Raw genomic sequence first — 17651 nt, forward strand, 5'->3', positions numbered from 1 at the left:
CGAAAAGCACCTGCCTGCTGCGATTGCCGTTGGTTTGCCGGACCAATGTGTTTAATCTGTTCGAAAAATCAGACAAGGCCGTAGGCAAGGCCGGAAATGAGGCATTCTGAAATGGCAGAACAGGATCCCCGATTTGTCAGCGTAACGCCCATGAAGAACGAGGGGCCATTTGTGCTCGAATGGGTGGCGCATAATCAGGCAATAGGTGTCGATCAGATGGTGGTCATGACCAACGATTGCACCGACGGTACGGACGTGCTGCTGCAAAGACTGCACGACCGCGGAATACTAATCCATGTGGACAACAACTCCCCGCGTCGCCGCACCAGCCCTCAGCGACGGGCCTTCCGTACCTTTCTTGCAATGGAGGTTGCCCGCCCGCAGGACTGGGTCATCGTCATCGATGCCGATGAGCAAATCAACGTGAAAACCGGTGACCACACATTGAAGGCGTTGACGGATGCCATTCCGGACGCACGAACGATTTCAATGACCTGGCGGATATTTGGAAACGGCGGAGTCGTTGAATACAAAGACGAGTTCTTGTCTGATCAGTTTCGCAACGCAGCGGCGGAGCACACTCCCAAACCCCACCAGGCCTGGGGTTTGAAATCCATGTTCAAAAGAGAATACTGGGACATGCTGGGCGTTCATCGCCCCAAACAGCCTACTGTCGAAACTATGGCCGAGTGTCGTTGGTACAATGGGTCGGGGCAATTGATGCCCGAGCGGTATTTCAATGGAAGCTGGCGCTCGGGGCGGGATTCCGTGGGGTATGATCTGGTCCAGGTCAACCACTATGCGCTCAAGTCCTGCGAAAGCTATCTGGTGAAGAAATTGCGTGGGCGATCGAACCATATCGGCAACGAGATGGGGTTGGACTACTGGAACATGATGAACCTGAACCACGTCGAAGAACGTTCGATAGATGGAATATCCGAACAGAAGAAACGCTGTTTCGACAATCTGATGTCCGATCCGGAAACCGCCGAGTTGCATAATCAATGCTGCAACCTGCATCGTCGGATTGCGAAGGAAGTCCGATCATTGCCGGGCACCGACATACTCTGGACCCAGATGATCGGCGATTGACGAGCGGTTGTTTGGCCAAATCACGCGGCAATGTTGCAGGTTGAAAGAGGGCGGCGAGAACATGCAAAAAACACCAGCTTCCTTGTGGATTGGCAAACGGCTGAGCTTTCTGGATCTTCTGTGTCTGAAGTCTTTTGCCGATGTTGGTCAGCCAGTAACACTCTTTACTTACGACGTGGTGGAAAACCTTCCCGACTACGTCATCCACGCGGATGCGCGCGAAGTGTACGACCCACCCGAAATTCTGCGGCAAAAGGCCGGGCGCAGGCACCTGATCGGTAGCCCGGCGATCCATTCAGATGTTTTTCGAATATTGCTTCTGGCGAAGACGGATCATTTCTGGGTCGATACGGACGCTTATGCTCTCAAACCTTTGCGGCCCGTAGATGGATACCTTTTTGCAAAGGTACGAAACCAGGTCCCCAACGGCGTTTTGTCCTTGCCGAAATCGAGTTCAACGCTGGACTGCCTGAAGAACTTTGTTTCCGAAAAAGGGGCGATTCCACCTTGGTGGAATGAAGAAGAGAAAATGTCGTTCGTAAACTCGGGTTTGCCACTGGATTTCCGGTATATGAAATGGGGAACGTTGGGTCCCCTCGCGTTGGCTCATTTCCTGACACAGACGGGCGAAATCGCGAAATCCGAAAGAGCCGACGTTTTGTACCCGATCCGATCTCGTCAAAAGCAGAGGTTTTTTGAACCCGGCTGGATCGAAATCTCGGATGAAATACAGTCAATTCATCTTTACGCCTCCAGGCTGAGGCAAGTTTTGACTGACGAATTCGACGGAAGGCCACCAGATGGTTCGTTGCTTGCAGAGATGTGCAAGAAGCACGGGATCGAACCGTCAGATGCCTTGGTAACCTAGGGCGCGCACCATCACTCGATGACGTATTCCTGCCTTAGCCGACCGGTCGTTTTGTCGAAGATCAGAATCCGATTGTCGTCGGTCACTACTGCGTACCAATTGGTTCCGATGGTCACAGCCTGAGCCTTTGCGCCATCGGGCAATTCGACTTGCTCGGGCAGGGTTGGGGTGCGGTCCGATAAGCGGATGACAATCAAAGCGAATGTCACTAGAACCCCGCCAATCATCACCGCGGTCAGCAACATGACCATGCGACGCAACAGTCTAAGCTGCGGCGTTTCCTGCGGTTCCAGAGGTTCGGAAGGGTCAGTCATGGGCACTCGCCTGATTGAGTTTCAAATCGCGGCCGCGCCGCCACCCCGCCTTGATAAGGCGCTTTCGCGGGATGTGCCAGACGGTGAGGCCCTGTCGCGGACGCGGCTTGCCCGACTTGTCTCCGATGGCGCTGTCAGCGTCGATGGCGTCGTGGCGACGGACCCGAAAGCGAGGATTGCCGAAGGCGCGCAGGTGGTTATTTCGCTGACCGAAGCCGAAGACAGCCATATCGGGCCTGAAGATATTCCATTGCAGATCGTCTTTGAAGATTCGGATCTGATCGTGGTGAACAAACCGGCAGGTATGGTTGTACACCCGGCGCCCGGGTCGCCCAGCGGGACATTGGTGAACGCACTATTGCACCATTGTGGTGACGATCTGTCCGGTGTGGGCGGGGTCAAACGCCCCGGAATAGTGCATCGCATCGACAAGGATACAAGCGGGCTGCTGGTGGTCGCAAAATCGGACGCGGCTCATCAGGGCCTTGCCGCTCAGTTCGAGGCGCATAGCGTCGAGAGATATTATCGCGCCATCTGTTATGGGGTTCCGGACGCCAACGACCCCCGTTTGCGTGGGATCAAGGGCGTCAGCTTCGAACCGGGCAACATCATGCGCCTGACGACCCAATTGGCGCGGCACAAGACGGATCGGCAGAAACAGGCCGTGTTGTTTCACGGCGGACGCCACGCGGTGACGCGTGCCCGTGTCATGGAGGCATTTGGTTCGCCCGGAGCGCTGGCGCTGATCGAATGTTGGCTCGAAACCGGTCGAACTCATCAGATTCGCGTGCATATGGCACATGCCGGTCACGGGTTGGTCGGAGATCCTGTTTATGGCGGCAAACGCAAACTGGCCGCCCGTGCGTTTAGCCAGGCTTCGGCCGAAGCGGTTCGGGGCTTTCCGCGGCAAGCGCTACACGCGGCGGTTCTGGGGTTTCAGCATCCCGTGACCGGCGAAATGCTACGGTTCGAATCCCCACTGCCTGATGACATGGTGACGCTGCTGGATGAATTGCGAACGCCGTTGACATAATGTGCAAAGACCTGTGAAATCGGCAATCTAAGCTTTTCTTTAACGGCACTTAATCTCAGACTGTTAATAGATCCTCTTGAATGTATCGGGTCTGGTACCCATATCCCATGTTAAGGGCTTAAACATTTGTCCAAGGGGCAGAAATATATGGCAAATTACTCGAACCTTCCAGCGCCGTCACCCGAGGGTGGGCTGAACCGCTACATGCAGGAAATCCGCAAGTTTCCCCTGCTGGAGCCGGAAGAGGAATATATGCTGGCAAAACGCTGGATCGAAGAACAGGATACTGAGGCTGCGCACAAGATGGTAACCTCGCACCTGCGTCTGGCGGCGAAGATCGCCATGGGCTATCGCGGCTATGGCTTGCCGCAGGCCGAGGTGATTTCCGAGGCCAACGTGGGCCTGATGCAGGCCGTCAAGAAATTCGACCCGGAAAAAGGATTCCGGCTGGCAACCTATGCGATGTGGTGGATTCGCGCCTCGATCCAGGAATATGTCCTGCGGTCGTGGTCGATGGTCAAACTCGGCACAACCTCGGCGCAGAAAAAGCTGTTTTTCAACTTGCGCAAAGCCAAGGCGCGCATCGGCGCGCTGGAAGAGGGCGATCTGCGACCGGAAAACGTGAAGAAGATCGCCGAAGATCTGGGCGTGACCGAAGATGAGGTGGTCAGCATGAACCGCCGGATGTCCGGTGGCGATGCCTCGCTGAATGCAACCGTCGGGTCCGACGGCGAAGGCACGATGCAGTGGCAGGACTGGCTTGAGGATGAAGACGCCGATCAGGCCGGCGATTATGAGGCTCGGGACGAGCTGGAAGCACGTCGTGAGTTGCTGGCGGCTGCTCTGGACGTACTGAATGACCGTGAAAAGGACATCCTGACCCAGCGCCGTCTGATGGATCAGCCGGTAACGCTGGAGGAACTGAGCACGCAGTATAACGTCAGCCGCGAACGTATTCGTCAGATTGAGGTTCGCGCCTTTGAGAAGCTGCAGAAAAAGATGCGCGAGCTTGCCCGCGAAAAAGGAATGCTGGGCAAGGTCTGAGCCTGTTGACAAAACCTGACGGAAGCCGGTCCAATTCTCGATTGGGCCGGCTTTTTTGCAATCGCGCGATGCCTTGGGTCATGACAGGATGGCTCAGTATTGTTAGAAGGCCCGGGTTGCGTTTGCGCTAACGAAGGCGGCGTCACAGGCTATGGGAGGGGCGTTCATGCAAAAACCGGTTCAATGGGGTGTTCTTGGAGCTTCGAAATTCGCTCGCCAGTACATGACGCCGGCGATACATGGGGCCAATGGGGCTCGGTTCGCGGGGTTGGCCACTTCTGATTCCAAAAAAGCTGAACCTTTCTTGAGCTTCTGCCCGGATCTCTCGGTCTATGACAGCTATGATGCCCTTTTGTCAGATCCCGCGATCGAGGCTGTCTATATTCCGTTACCAAATCACCTGCATGTCGAATGGAGCATGAAGGCCTTGGAGGCGGGCAAGCATGTGCTTTGTGAAAAGCCCATGACAATGCGGGCTGAAGAGTTTGATCAGCTGATCGCCAAACGGGATGAAACAGGGTTGCTGGCGGCCGAGGCCTATATGATCGTTCATCATCCGCAGTGGCAGCTTGCGCGCAAACTGATCTCGGATGGTGCAATCGGGCGTCTGGTACATGTCACCGGTGCTTTCAGCTTTGACAATCGCACCGAAACGCAGAATATCCGCAATCGCGCCGAAACTGGCGGCGGTGGGCTGCGGGACATCGGCGTTTACGTGATCGGTGGCGCGCGGTTTGCAACGGGGCGGGAACCGGAAACCGTGCAATCCGCGATCCGCTGGGATAACGGCATCGACACCTTCACCGAGATACGCGCCCAGTTCCCAGGTTTTACCTATTCCGCCTATGTCTCAATCCGCATGCACCCCCATCAGGAAATGGTGTTTCACGGCGAAAAGGGCGTTATTCGCCTGACGGCCCCCTTCAACGCGCGCGTATTCGGGGAAGCAAGGGTGGAACTGCATCGTCCTGGCCTTGAAGTGCAGGTCACACGCTTTCCAGGAGACGATCATTACAAATTGCAGGTCGAGGCGTTTTGTGGGGCGGCCCGAAACGGACAGGACTATCTGTGCCCGCTGGAATTCTCGCGTGGTACGCAGGTCGTGATTGACCAGGTTTTTGACGGCGCCGTGGCACTTTAAAGCGTCTGCTTGCCAACATTGCCCCGGCGCGTCTAACCTGTTCCTCACCCAATCAGGAGAGGACCCATGGCCGGTGGCTGGGCGCGCGACGGCGCGGTGAGCGAACAGATCGAGGCATCCATTTCGGACGAACTGGCACGGATGCAGGCGCAGAAACGTCCTGTCGGCGAAAGCCTGACCCATTGTGCCGAATGTGAAGAACCGATTCCTGAAAAGCGCCGTCTGGCTTTGCCCGGTGTTAAGTTGTGCCTGGATTGCCAACAGGAACGAGACGGTGCGTTCAAGGCGCGCACCGGGATCAACCGGCGCGGCTCCAAGGACAGTCAGCTGAAATAAGACAGGTCAGGAGCGCCCCGTGCAGGATGAACCGGCAAAAGGCCACACCTGGTTGCAAAATGGTCTGCTGCTTGGGTTTCTGGCCGCTTTTCTATGGGGCACGCATAGCGTCATCGTTCGATACCTGACCAGCGATCTGGGTGGGTTGCAGATCGCCGTGACACGCCTGTTTATCGCGGCACTGGCCATCTATGGAATGCTTCGGGTGATGAAGGCCCCGGTCTTGATCCGGTTCGGTGACCGGAACTTTCGCCTGGCCGTTCTGGCGACAGTCGTGAATTATATCCTTTTTCACATCGGGCTTGAGCACACAGGCGCCGCCAACGCCATGGTGCTGGAAAACACGGCTCCGTTCTTTGTGTTGGTATTTCTCTATTTCTTTGCCGACACACCCGTGGGGCGTATGGATGTGCTCGCCACGGCCTTGGCGATCTTCGGCGTATTCCTGACGGTTTATCGGGATTTTCAGGGCGGCGGAGAGCCGTTGTTTGGCGATCTGATGGAAATCGGGGCGGGCCTCAGCTGGGCGGTGTTCCTTATTTCTAGCAGCCGGGCCATGCGGTCATCTCAGTCAACGCCTGAGCGCTTGAATTTCTTGTTTGGCATATTCCTGTGCTCCGGCGTGCTTCTGGTGCCCTTGGCGTTATTTTCGCTGCAAGTTCCCAGCGCCAATGATGTGCTCTTCCTGATCCTGCTTGGAATCCTGCCAACCGCGCTGGCCTATTACCTGTGGTATGAGGCCGCCGCACGGGTTTCCACGCTGACGGCAACGTTGTTGTTTGCCGCGTCGGTCGTATTCACCTTCGTCAACTCTGCCGTGTTTCTGGGTGCGACCATCACTCCGCTTGCAATTCTGGGTGCCATTCTGATCGTGTCCGCCATTTTCCTGACTTCTATGAAAAAGTCAGAAGAAAACTAGCGCGGCGACATGGCTGAGTGTCAAAACTGCCGCTCCACGTCAGATCAATCGAACCCAATTCAATTGGTAAAACGGACCCGGCGGGGTCATCAGGCAGAGGCACAAAACCTTGTGGAATTGTTTGCATTTAGCCGAAAAGTTAGGCAATTATATTCCGATTTAAGAATTTATTAAACATTACAGTTACTTAAAATTTGATCTGGCTCAAATTGAGATCGATTTTTTTTCGCTACCTGTGAGTCTCTGACTGCCCCAGGAAAGCCGATGTTTGATTTCAGCCACGATACCCAGAACGCAGTGCCACTGTTGGATCAGCTGTCCCCCTCTGTCCGTAAATGCCTTTTGTCCCGGTCGAAGAAACGCAGTTTCGAGCGGGGGCAAACCATCTGCCTGCAAGATGAACCATGCGACTCGCTGAAGATCGTACTGCGTGGGTGGGTCAAGCTGTTCCGGGTCACGCCTTCCGGCCACGAGGCGCTGTTAGCGGTGTTGTCGGAGGGGCAGAGTTTTGATGAAATTTCGGCATTGCGAGGTGGAAACACGAAGTCATATGCCGAGGCCGTTTCGGATTGTCAGATATTGTTCATTGATTTGTCTGCTGTTTGCTCCTGCAACGGAGCTGACCGTGAGATCGTGTCGGCGATCCTTTCTGCGGCTGCCCATCACCTTGATGATATGATGCATCAGGTCGAAGAACTGAAGGTTTTGACGGGTATCGAACGGCTGTGCAGTTTCCTGATCCGGCTGATCGACAAACAGGGCGGAGGCGCAAGTGTTCAGTTGCCTTTTGACAAGGTAATTCTTGCCTCGAACCTCGGCATGAAACCCGAAAGTCTGTCACGCGCGTTTTCCAAGCTCAGAAAGCATGGCGTAACATGCGAGCAAAAATGCGTCGTCGTCCGGGACGTCGAACGTCTACGAGAAATGGTGGAATGAAAAAAGCGCCCCAAGATCCGGGGCGCTTTGACCTTTTATTCCCGAATTCCATGCGGTCAGGATTCCATCGCTTCCAATTCGTCAATGAAACCTGAGATCATCGACAGGCCCTTGTCCCAGAATTTTGGATCGCTGGCGTCCAGACCAAACGGTGCCAGCAATTCGGAATGGTGTTTTGACCCGCCGGCACGCAGCATTTCGAAATACTTGTCCTCGAAGCCTTCTGCGCCGCTTTCGTAGACTGAATAGAGCGCGTTCACGAGGCCATCGCCGAAAGCATAGGCATAGACATAAAAAGGTGAATGAACAAAGTGGGGGATGTAAGCCCAGAATGTCTCATACCCATCCATGAATTCGAACGCCGGGCCAAGGCTTTCGGCCTGAACGCTCATCCACAGGGCGTTGATGTCATCCGGGGTCAGTTCGCCCTCGCGCCGGGCGGCATGCAGTTTGCATTCGAAATCGTAAAACGCGATCTGGCGCACGACCGTGTTGATCATGTCTTCGACTTTTCCGGCCAACAGAACCTTACGCTGCTCAGGTGTTTCAGCCTGATCCAACATTTTGCGGAAGGTCAGCATCTCACCGAAAACTGAGGCCGTTTCAGCCAGCGTCAGAGGCGTCGACGACAGCATCTCGCCCTGATCGGCAGCCAGTACCTGATGCACGCCGTGCCCCAGCTCGTGCGCCAATGTCATGACGTCGCGCGGCTTGCCCAGATAGTTGAGCATCACATAGGGGTGCACCTCGGTCACGGTCGGGTGCGCAAAGGCACCGGGTGCTTTGCCCGGTTTCACGGCTGCATCGATCCAGCCCTTTGAAAAGAAGGGCGTCGCAATTTCACCCATACGAGGATCGAAGGCGTTGTAGGCGTCCATCACCGTTTTCTCGGCCTCGGCCCAGTTCACGATGCGTGTGTCTTCCATCGGCAAGGGCGCGTTGCGGTCCCAGACCTGCATGACGTCCAGACCCAGCCATTTTCGCTTGAGCTCATAATACCGGTGGCTGAGCTTGGGGTAGGCGGCGACCACGGCCTCGCGCAGGGCCTCGACCACTTCGGGTTCGACATCATTCGACAGGTGTCGTCCCGTTTGCGCGGTCGGCATATTGCGCCAGCGGTCGATGATCTCTTTTTCCTTGGACTGCGTGTTGTGAACCCGAGCAAATGTTTTGATGTTGTCCTGAAACACCGACGCAAGTTCCCGCGCCGCGGCTTCGCGCTTGGCTCGGTCCTGTTCTGTCAGCAGGTTCAGCGTGCCTTCGATATTCAGGTCTTCGCCATCAACCGTAAATGTCAGCCCGGCGATGGTTTCGTCAAACAGGCGCTCCCAGGCGTCACCCACGACACCCAGGTCGTGCAGGAATTTTTCAAGCTCGTCAGACAGCTGGTAGGGTTTCATCGCGCGGATGCGACGAAAAACAGGTTCGTATCGGGCCAGCGCTGGGTTGGCGTCAAAGAGTGCCTTAAGGGCGTCGTCTTCGATGCGGTTGATTTCAAGGGTGAAAAACACCAGCGGGGTCGTGAAAACGGTAATCTTTTCCTGCATGTCGGACAGGAACTTCGCGCGATCGGCGTCCGTGGTCAGCTGATAATACCGCAGCCCGGCAAAAGACATGATGCGGCCTGCGATGGTGTTGATTTTCTCGTTGCGGTGCACACAGGTCAGCAGGCCTTCGGCATCCAATTCGGCGAGTTTGCCTTCGTAGTCCTCAGCGAATGAAGCGCATTCCTTTTCGAGCCAGCCCAGGTCACGGGCCAGCTCCGGCGCGTCTTCTGACTTGTAGAGATCGGTCAGATCCCATTCCGGCAGCTCGCCCAGGTTGTCGGTACCTCCGACTGCATTTGCATCACGGACGGGAAAGGGAAGGTCGCGCATGGAACACCTCAAATAGAATTGTTTGCCAACATCTAGGCGTGCGACAAGCGGATCACAAGACGACTGATATGCCCGTGCCCTTGCAGATCACCCGCCCGAATAGACCGGCTCGCAAGGCCGATCCGTGCGCGCCGCCAGGAAATGGACGGCGAGTTGTTCAAAGACGGGCCCGCGCACTTCGGGGCCTTCCATAAGCACCTCATGCTCGCCGTCCGGAATCTCGACCAATTTTCCTTTTGGCCAGTTTGCCATCCGCGCACGGATCGCCTTGCGGTCAACAATTTGTTCGTGACTGCCCAGAAAAGTCAGGCAGGGAATATCTGGCGCCGGTTGATCCATCAGCCAGGCGCATTCGTCCAATGCTTCTCGTAGCCAGATGGTTGATGGTGCGCCCAAGGCGAGTTCCGGGTGTGCCGCAAGTTGATCCTGCATCATCTTGTACATCACAGGATCGCGGGTCAGCACATTGCCATCAAAGGGTTGCGAAGCAACATAGCTTTGCAACGATGTCGTCGGCGGTGTCTTCTCGCCAAGACCGACTCTTGGCCCCCAATATGCAGTCAGTCGGCTGAGAGGTCGCATAAGCGGTGTGAAGAATATTCCCCACATCGGTCCAGTAAAAGCGCATGCCGCGAAAGAGTCGCTTTCCAGGACCGCCCGCAAACCAATCGCGCCGCCCATAGAATGACCAACGATATACCAAGGTTTTGGCAGTTCAAGTTTCGCCGCCGATTCCAGTACCGCACGCAGGTCATGCTGGTAATCCGTAAACTTTTCGACATGCCCCACACGCGGGTCTTCCAGCAATCTGTCGGCCAGACCCTGGCCGCGCCAATCCACTGCCAGCGCCGCAAAGCCGCGGTTTACGAATTCGGTTGCGGCATCGCCGTATTTTTCGATGTATTCCGTACGGCCGGGAAACAGCATTACGGTGCCAAGCGCATCACCTTGTGGGCGCCAGTGGCCGACGCGAATGCGAATACTGTCTTCGGTTTTCAGCCAATGGGCCACACCACCGGCAGGTCCGCCGGCCACGTCTTCAAAGAAAGGGGCCGGCGATAATTTCATCAGGCCAGCACCGAGGCAAGTTTCATGGCGATTCCCATGTCTCCGTCAACGCTCAGCTTTCCGGACATGAAAGCACCGGTGGGGTTCAGGTCACCGCTGAGGATCTGTTCGAATGTATCAGCATCTGCACTGAGAGTAACGTCCGCTTCTTCGTCGCTGACCCGTGCGCCGTCAGCATCCAGGATAATTGCGCCCAGATCGGCGATTGCAAATTTTGCCGAAGCGTCAAAAGCGCCGCCTGCCAGTTTTTCGTTCAGCGCGGCCGCAGCTTTCTCAAGAATGTCGCTCATGCTTTTCCTCGTTTTGTTTGTGCGCCGTGAATGGACATCCCCGGTCGCAACGCTACACTGAACGTTGTTATGAGCATTGCAAGCATCAAACTCAAAGGTATCGTGGCGGCAACGACTCTCCTAGTCACGATTTCCACCAGTTGCATTGCGCAACAGGCTGATTCTCGGGATGAGGCGGCATTGCTGCAACAACTGGCGCAGGCCACGCCGGAACTTGCGATCGGGATTGATCGCCAACTGAAAGCACTTTGGTCGCAATCAGGATCAGCTTCGGCCGATCTCTTGCTTGAGCGTGGGCGCGAGGCGCTGGATGACGGTGACATTGACGCTGCAATTGAACACCTGACGGCGCTGACGGACCACGCGCCCGAATTTGCCGAGGGGTGGCATGTCAGAGCGTCCGCATTTTTTGGCTTGGACCGGTTCGGTATGGCGGCAGCTGATCTGGAGCATGCATTGACGCTGAACCCCAATCATTACGAGGCCATCTACGGGCTCGGTCTGATATTCGAGATTGTTGGTAAGCCTGAACAAGCTTACGACGCCTATTCCCGAGCGCTGGCTATACATCCCCATCACGAAGAAGTAACCAATGCCGTGAATCGGCTGAAGCCTCAGATCGAAGGCAAGGCTCTGTAAGGCTCAGGGCAGGGGGCAAAGGTGAACGGGTCGTCCCGAATTGTGGCCGTTCTTGGTCCGACTAACACAGGTAAAACCCATTACGCGATCGAGCGGATGCTGGGGCACCGAACTGGTGTCATCGGCTTGCCGCTACGTCTGCTGGCGCGCGAGATCTACGACAAGATAGTCGCGATCCGTGGACCTTCGGTCGTCGCGCTGGTGACGGGAGAAGAGCGGATCGTGCCGCCGCGCACCCAGTATTGGGTCTGCACGGTCGAGGCGATGCCGGAAGAGATGGGCGCGGATTTCGTGGCAATTGACGAAATCCAGCTCTGTACCGACCCCGAGCGCGGCCATGTGTTCACGGATCGGCTGTTGCGGGCGCGCGGCACCAGCGAGACGCTGTTTCTCGGCTCTGACACCATGCGCGGCCCCATCTCGGCCCTTGTACCCGAGGCGCAGTTCGTCCGGCGCGAGCGGATGTCGCAACTGGTCTATTCCGGTTCCAAAAAGATCAGCCGCATGCCCCCGCGCAGTGCCATCGTCGGGTTTTCGGTCGAAAACGTCTATGCCATCGCTGAACTGTTACGCCGTCAAAAGGGCGGAGCAGCGGTGGTTATGGGCGCGCTCAGCCCGCGCACGCGGAACGCACAGGTGGATCTGTATCAGAATGGCGAAGTCGATTTTCTGGTCGCCACTGATGCCATCGGGATGGGTCTGAACCTGGATGTAAACCATGTGGCGTTTTCAGCCCTGACCAAGTTCGATGGCCGCCGGATGCGCCCATTGGCGCCAAACGAACTCGCCCAGATCGCCGGCCGTGCCGGGCGCGGGATGTCGGACGGCACATTTGGAGTGACCGGTGAGGCCCCTCCGCTGGACGACGGTGTCGCGCAAGCGATCATGGACAGCCGGTTTATGCCGATGAAAAAGCTGAACTGGCGGAATGCCGCCTTGCGGTTCGGCTCGATTGACGCCCTGATCGACTCGCTCGAAGTCAGCCCGAACAGCGAAAACCTGACCAAGGCGCGGCCCGCTGACGATCTGAACGTGCTGAAATCGCTCTCGCAAGTTGCTGACATCGCGGCGCGTGCCAGCGACGGACAATCGATCCGTTTGCTGTGGGACGTGTGCCGAATCCCCGATTTTCGCGGTATCAGCCATGCAGAACACGCAAGCTTGCTTGAGGTGATCTATGGTCACCTGCATGAACGCGGTGCGATCCCGGACGACTTCATGGCGCGACAAATTCGCCGAATTGACCGGACGGATGGGGATATAGATGCGCTTTCCAAAAGGTTGGCATATATTCGCACCTGGACATATGTTGCGCAGCGAAATGGCTGGGTGCGTGACGAATCACATTGGCGCGCCGAAACCCGCGCTGTAGAAGACAGAGTGTCGGACGCGTTGCACGATCGTCTGACTCAGAGATTTGTGGACCGGCGCACATCGGTTTTGCTGCGCCGGCTCAAACAGAAGGAGGCCCTTTTGGCCGAAGTAAATGACAAGGGTGAAGTGACCGTCGAAGGCGAATTCGTCGGTCGTCTGGAAGGGTTCCGGTTTATCCCGGACAAAAGCGCGCAAGGAACCGAGGCGAAAGCTTTGAAATCGGCCTCCCTGCAAGCACTCGCGCCGCAATTCCATCTGCGCGCCGATCGCTTCTACAATGCACCCGATACCGAAATTGATTTTACCGATCAGGGCGGCCTGATGTGGGGCGAATATGCCGTCGGCAAGCTAGTTGCCGGGGCAGAGCCACTCAAGCCGGTGGTCGAGGTTTTTGTGGATGAGGCCGCAGGGCCGGACGTTGAACAGAAAGTGCAGCGTCGCTTGCAGCACTTCATCGACCGCAAGGTCGCCGCTCTGTTCGAGCCGTTGCTGAACCTGTCGCGGGACGAGGAACTGTCCGGTTTGGCCAAGGGCTTTGCCTTCCGTATGGTCGAGGCGCTGGGCGTGCTGCCACGAGCCGGCGTCGCGCAGGAAGTCAAAGACCTGGATCAGGACGCCCGCGGCGCACTGCGCAAGCATGGCATTCGGTTCGGCCAGTTCACGATCTTTATGCCGCTGCTGTTGAAGCCCGCCCCGACGCGTCTGCGTCTGGTTCTCTGGGCACTTGCGGGTGGTTTGCAGGAGTTCCCGGAAGCACCTCCTCCGGGTCTGGTCACTGTGCCGGTCGCCAAGGATGCGCCCGAAGGTTACGACACCATGTGTGGATATCGCGATGCGGGCGAACGCTCGATCCGGATCGACATGCTGGAACGCCTGGCCGACATGCTGCGCGCAGAAGACAGCCGGGGCGGCTTTGAGGCCAAACCCGACATGCTGTCGATCACTGGCATGACACTGGAACAGTTCGCCGATCTGATGCAGGGCTTGGGCTACAAGGCCGAGCGGGGCGAGCGTGAAAAGGTCAAGGCGACACCGGTCGAGGCTGAAAAACCTGCGACTGAAGCGCCCGAACAGCCTGCTGCCGAAGCAGCGCCAGCGCCCGAAGTCGCAACGGAAGAGGTCGCCACTCCCGCCGAGGCGGCAGCCGAGGCCACCGACGGCACCGCGGCGGCAGCCGAGGCTCCCGCAACGGATGAGCCCGAGGTCGAGGTTTTCTATACCTTTACTTGGGGACGTCAGCGTCAGGCCAACCGTGGGCCACGCCGTGAACAGCGGCAAGGTCAGGGTAAGGGCAAACCGCGTGGTAAAGCTCAGGATGGTCGCAGCAAACCGCATGGCAAGAAGGGGGGCAAGCCTCAGGGCAACAAGACCTTCTCGTCGCGACCCCCGAAAAAGGAAAAGGCCATTGATCCTGATAACCCATTTGCAGCCGCGCTTATGGGCCTGAAGGACGGTAACTGACCTGCGATGGCCGAGGCCAAGCTGCGGATCGACAAATGGTTGTGGCAGGCGCGGTTCTTCAAGACCCGCAGCCTGGCCGCCAGACAGGTCAGTTGCGGCCACGTGCGGGTCAACGGAAACCGAATCCAGAAACCGGCGCTGGCGGTCTCTCCCGGAGATGTCCTGACATTCTCCCAGGGGCGGGTGGTACGTGTTGTCCGCATCGAAGCCCTTGGCGAGCGGCGGGGGCCGGCGCCCGAGGCGCAAACGCTTTACACGGATTTGACCGAAAAGCGGGACGCATCGCCACAAAACCCGGGTTTTGAAGGAAAAGGTCGCCCGACCAAGAAAGATCGGCGCGCGCTTGATCTTTCTCGCACCCCAAAGCAGTGATCTTCTCTTGAAGAGGCGGGCAGACTGAATTAGCTAGTCGCCCAAGCCGAAAACAGGAATTGACCCATGACCTATGTTGTCACCGAAAACTGCATCGCCTGCAAATACACGGACTGTGTCGAAGTCTGCCCGGTGGACTGTTTCTATGAAGGCGAGAACGCGCTGGTCATCCATCCTGACGAGTGCATCGATTGCGGTGTCTGCGAGCCCGAATGCCCGGCTGATGCCATCCGCCCGGATACCGAGCCGGGGATGGAGGAATGGGTCGAATTCAATCGGAAATACTCCGAACAATGGCCAGTGATCGTGACCAAAAAGGATCCGCTGCCGGAAGCCGAGGAACGCGACGGCGAAGAAGGCAAGATGGAGAAGTATTTCTCGGAAGCACCCGGCGAAGGTGGCTGAGCGATTCGCCGCTCAATGTGTGGGCCAATTGATGCCGGAGAGGCGCGCAAGCGCTTGATAATACTGCGTTTCAAGCGCCCAATCGGTTGGTGGCCTTTTGGGTGTCGCAATTTTGTGATATAATTCCTACCTGAATGATGACTGAGACTGGGATGCGCTCCGTAAGTATGCTCACTTTGGAGTTCTAATTTTGTGACATGATAGCCGAGTGGCGGCGCCCAGGGAGGCTCTGCCTTGGGCTATTTTTGTCTGCATCACAGTCTGTAACCAAGGATGAATGTGAATGTCGAAGTCAAAAAAGCTTGAGTTTCGCCCGAACGATTACGTTGTCTACCCTGCTCACGGCGTGGGCCAGATCATTTCGATCGAAGAGCAGGAAGTGGCGGGATTTTCGCTCGAGCTGTTCGTCATTTCTTTTGAAAAAGACAAGATGACTCTGCGCGTGCCGACCAACAAGGTAACAGAATCCGGTCTGCGCTCGCTCAGTTCGCCAGACGTGATCAGCCAGGCGATGAAAACGCTGAAAGGCAAGGCCAAGGTCAAGAGGGCCATGTGGTCGCGCCGGGCGCAGGAATACGAGCAAAAAATCAATTCGGGCGACCTGATATCGATTGCAGAAGTTGTACGCGACCTGCACCGCACCGATGACCAGCGTGAGCAAAGCTACTCCGAGCGTCAGTTGTACGAGGCGGCACTGGAACGTCTGACCCGCGAAGTTGCCGCTGTTTCCGGCGCGGATGAGATTTCGGCTGCAAAGCAGGTGGATGAGGTTCTGACGTCCCGCGCCGCCTGACCGCAGCTGGTTGCAAATTCGGGCCGCTCCCGTTTGGGGGCGGCTTTTTCGTGCCTGCTCGCTTGGTGAAATCTGCATTTGACGCTAATTTTCGTGCGTGCAGAGGTGGATAGATGGTCAGACTGAAGCAACTCGTCAAGTTTCTGTATATTGGGCATGACCCGGTCTCGGTCTGGTTTCGCTATGGCCTGATCCTGTTCGACGCGGTATCGATCATTTTTTTCGTGTCTACGGCAAACATTCCGCACGGACCGGGTCTTACGGCGGCCAGCTGGGGCGTGGGCCTCGTAATTCTGCTGGATTTTCTGGCACGCCTCTGGATCGCTAAAGATCGTTGGAAGCTTCTCAGAAAGATCTATACGCTTGCCGATATCGTTGTGATTACCTCGATAGTCCTCGACCCGTTTCTGACAGGTAACCTGGCGTTTCTGCGGATATTGCGGGCATTGCGGCTGATCCACTCGTATCACCTGTTGCGGGACTTGCGGCGCGACAGCCCCTTTTTCCGCACGCATGAAGATGCAGTTATCGCGGCCATAAACCTTCTGGTCTTTGTCTTTGCCACATCGACGGCTGTATTGGTTTTCTTCATCCCGGACACCAGCCAGACCCCTTATATCGACGCGCTGTATTTCACTATGGCAACGTTGACGACAACAGGGTTCGGTGACATCACCCTGCCGACCCCGGTCGGTAAGATGTTTTCCGTATTCATTATGGTGGTCGGCGTCGCGCTGTTTGTACGTCTGGCGCAAGCGATATTCATGCCTCAGAAAGTAAGGCACAAATGCCCCAGCTGCGGGCTGTATCGGCACGACCCGGATGCTGTGCACTGCAAGCATTGTGGCGGGACCCTGCGGATCGAAACCGGCGGGGTCGTCTAGATCATCGCGGACAGCGTCAGAAGAAAGGCAATCTCGGAAATGACCTGAGTGGCACCGAGAATATCACCGGTTTGCCCGCCGATTTTGGCCCTGACCAGAATGGCGACCACCGTGGCGGCAACACAAGCCCACACCAATGCGGGCAGGGCCGCCCAGCCAAGCAACAGGACGCAAAGGACAATGGCCAGCCCCAGGCCTGCGGCGACTGCCACACGCGGCGGGATGCCAACTGAATGGCTCAAGCCTGCCTGACGGGCATTCGGCAGCATTCGCATAACCACCGGCATCAACGATCGCGAAAAGAGGCAGGCCGCGAGAATGCCCGCAATCATCCCGCTTTCAAGCAGCACGGCGAGAGCGAATATCCGCAGCAATTGCGATAGGATCAGGGCAAGGACGCCATAGGTGCCGATATGGCTGTCTTTCATGATCTCCAGCCGGCGTTCGGTAGAAAACCCGCCCCACAGCCCGTCAGCGGTATCCGCCAAGCCGTCTTCGTGCATCGCCCCTGTAGTTGCGATCAGAACAGTGACGACCAATGTGGCAACGACCAGGTTCGGCAAACCTGCCGTCAACCCGACCCAGCCCACAGCGCAAGCCAGAAGACCAACGGCAAGCCCCGCCACCGGGAATGCCCATGCCGCCCGGGCCTGTCTGGCAAACACCCGTTCTGGCAGGCGAGGAAGCGGCAAGCGGGTCAGTAAGACCAAAACCAGGGGTATATCCCACCATGAAAACGGGGTGGTGTCGTTTTTGTGCACTCCCAGGCCTTTCTCGGTCTTGTTGCTTTGGCAGCATTGGTTAA

The 17651-nt window shown here is 56.9% G+C and carries 19 protein-coding genes; 14 read left to right on the plus strand and 5 right to left on the minus strand.

The annotated features are described in order from the left end of the window. The first annotated feature begins 111 nt into the window (after positions 1 to 111). Positions 112 to 1092 carry a glycosyltransferase family 2 protein gene (locus AC2TEL_RS01245; RefSeq protein ID WP_480901492.1) on the plus strand — a complete coding sequence of 327 codons (981 nt, stop codon included), beginning with the start codon at positions 112 to 114 and terminating at the stop codon, positions 1090 to 1092. Between the two features lie 61 nt (positions 1093 to 1153). After that, positions 1154 to 1960, plus strand: a complete 807-nt coding sequence (locus AC2TEL_RS01250) for a hypothetical protein (RefSeq protein WP_480839067.1) — start codon at positions 1154 to 1156, stop codon at positions 1958 to 1960. A gap of 11 nt (positions 1961 to 1971) precedes the next feature. On the opposite strand, the gene AC2TEL_RS01255 is transcribed toward AC2TEL_RS01250, so the two are convergent. After that, entirely contained in the window at positions 1972 to 2274 is a 303-nt protein-coding gene (locus AC2TEL_RS01255; protein WP_480839069.1) for a DUF6476 family protein, read from the minus strand. On the opposite strand from AC2TEL_RS01255, the gene AC2TEL_RS01260 reads away from it, so the two are divergent. The 6 genes from AC2TEL_RS01260 to AC2TEL_RS01285 all read left to right on the plus strand — a co-directional run bounded on the left by AC2TEL_RS01260 (position 2273) and on the right by AC2TEL_RS01285 (position 7683). Beyond that, on the plus strand, positions 2273 to 3307 hold the full coding sequence (locus tag AC2TEL_RS01260) for an RluA family pseudouridine synthase (RefSeq protein WP_480839071.1): 1035 nt from the start codon (positions 2273 to 2275) through the stop codon (positions 3305 to 3307). The genes AC2TEL_RS01255 and AC2TEL_RS01260 overlap by 2 nt on opposite strands. Positions 3308 to 3454: 147 nt before the next feature. Next, positions 3455 to 4351, plus strand: coding sequence for an RNA polymerase sigma factor RpoH (rpoH, locus tag AC2TEL_RS01265; RefSeq protein ID WP_480839073.1), 897 nt, complete (start codon positions 3455 to 3457; stop codon positions 4349 to 4351). A gap of 166 nt (positions 4352 to 4517) precedes the next feature. After that, complete coding sequence (locus tag AC2TEL_RS01270) at positions 4518 to 5492, plus strand: Gfo/Idh/MocA family protein (RefSeq protein WP_480901494.1); 975 nt, start codon at positions 4518 to 4520, stop codon at positions 5490 to 5492. A gap of 66 nt (positions 5493 to 5558) precedes the next feature. Continuing rightward, the gene (locus AC2TEL_RS01275) at positions 5559 to 5828 is read left to right on the plus strand and encodes a DksA/TraR family C4-type zinc finger protein (RefSeq protein WP_480839077.1); all 270 of its coding nucleotides are present in this window, start codon (positions 5559 to 5561) and stop codon (positions 5826 to 5828) included. 19 nt (positions 5829 to 5847) lie between these two features. Further along, complete coding sequence (locus AC2TEL_RS01280; protein ID WP_480901496.1) at positions 5848 to 6747, plus strand: DMT family transporter; 900 nt, start codon at positions 5848 to 5850, stop codon at positions 6745 to 6747. A gap of 264 nt (positions 6748 to 7011) precedes the next feature. Further along, positions 7012 to 7683 (plus strand): Crp/Fnr family transcriptional regulator, encoded by a 672-nt coding sequence (locus AC2TEL_RS01285; RefSeq protein WP_480901497.1) that lies wholly within the window; start codon positions 7012 to 7014, stop codon positions 7681 to 7683. A gap of 56 nt (positions 7684 to 7739) precedes the next feature. Here AC2TEL_RS01285 and AC2TEL_RS01290 read toward each other — a convergent pair whose 3' ends face one another. The 3 genes from AC2TEL_RS01290 to AC2TEL_RS01300 all read right to left on the minus strand — a co-directional run bounded on the left by AC2TEL_RS01290 (position 7740) and on the right by AC2TEL_RS01300 (position 10918). Further along, on the minus strand, positions 7740 to 9560 hold the full coding sequence (locus AC2TEL_RS01290) for a M3 family oligoendopeptidase (RefSeq protein WP_480839083.1): 1821 nt from the start codon (positions 9558 to 9560) through the stop codon (positions 7740 to 7742). A gap of 87 nt (positions 9561 to 9647) precedes the next feature. After that, positions 9648 to 10628, minus strand: a complete 981-nt coding sequence (locus AC2TEL_RS01295; protein WP_480839085.1) for an alpha/beta hydrolase — start codon at positions 10626 to 10628, stop codon at positions 9648 to 9650. After that, positions 10628 to 10918 (minus strand): SCP2 sterol-binding domain-containing protein, encoded by a 291-nt coding sequence (locus AC2TEL_RS01300; RefSeq protein ID WP_480839087.1) that lies wholly within the window; start codon positions 10916 to 10918, stop codon positions 10628 to 10630. Before AC2TEL_RS01300 ends, AC2TEL_RS01295 begins: the two co-directional genes overlap by 1 nt. A 69-nt stretch (positions 10919 to 10987) precedes the next feature. Here AC2TEL_RS01300 and AC2TEL_RS01305 point away from each other — a divergent pair, with 69 nt between their 5' ends. The 6 genes from AC2TEL_RS01305 to AC2TEL_RS01330 all read left to right on the plus strand — a co-directional run bounded on the left by AC2TEL_RS01305 (position 10988) and on the right by AC2TEL_RS01330 (position 16846). Continuing rightward, on the plus strand, positions 10988 to 11557 hold the full coding sequence (locus AC2TEL_RS01305; protein WP_480839089.1) for a tetratricopeptide repeat protein: 570 nt from the start codon (positions 10988 to 10990) through the stop codon (positions 11555 to 11557). 21 nt (positions 11558 to 11578) lie between these two features. After that, a complete protein-coding gene (locus AC2TEL_RS01310) occupies positions 11579 to 14392 on the plus strand; it encodes a helicase-related protein (protein ID WP_480901498.1) in 2814 nt (937 codons plus the stop codon). Between the two features lie 6 nt (positions 14393 to 14398). Next, positions 14399 to 14764: an RNA-binding S4 domain-containing protein gene (locus AC2TEL_RS01315; RefSeq protein ID WP_480901499.1), complete on the plus strand. Its 366-nt coding sequence runs from the start codon at positions 14399 to 14401 to the stop codon at positions 14762 to 14764. Between the two features lie 66 nt (positions 14765 to 14830). Beyond that, on the plus strand, positions 14831 to 15169 hold the full coding sequence (fdxA, locus tag AC2TEL_RS01320) for a ferredoxin FdxA (protein WP_480839095.1): 339 nt from the start codon (positions 14831 to 14833) through the stop codon (positions 15167 to 15169). A 283-nt stretch (positions 15170 to 15452) separates the two neighbouring features. Next, positions 15453 to 15962, plus strand: a complete 510-nt coding sequence (locus AC2TEL_RS01325; RefSeq protein WP_170792284.1) for a CarD family transcriptional regulator — start codon at positions 15453 to 15455, stop codon at positions 15960 to 15962. Between the two features lie 113 nt (positions 15963 to 16075). Continuing rightward, on the plus strand, positions 16076 to 16846 hold the full coding sequence (locus tag AC2TEL_RS01330; protein WP_480839097.1) for an ion channel: 771 nt from the start codon (positions 16076 to 16078) through the stop codon (positions 16844 to 16846). Here AC2TEL_RS01330 and cobS read toward each other — a convergent pair. Further along, the gene (gene cobS, locus AC2TEL_RS01335; protein WP_480839099.1) at positions 16843 to 17607 is read right to left on the minus strand and encodes an adenosylcobinamide-GDP ribazoletransferase; all 765 of its coding nucleotides are present in this window, start codon (positions 17605 to 17607) and stop codon (positions 16843 to 16845) included. The genes AC2TEL_RS01330 and cobS overlap by 4 nt on opposite strands. Positions 17608 to 17651: the final 44 nt, after the last annotated feature.

The organism is Ruegeria sp. HKCCD9138 (genome assembly GCF_057220975.1).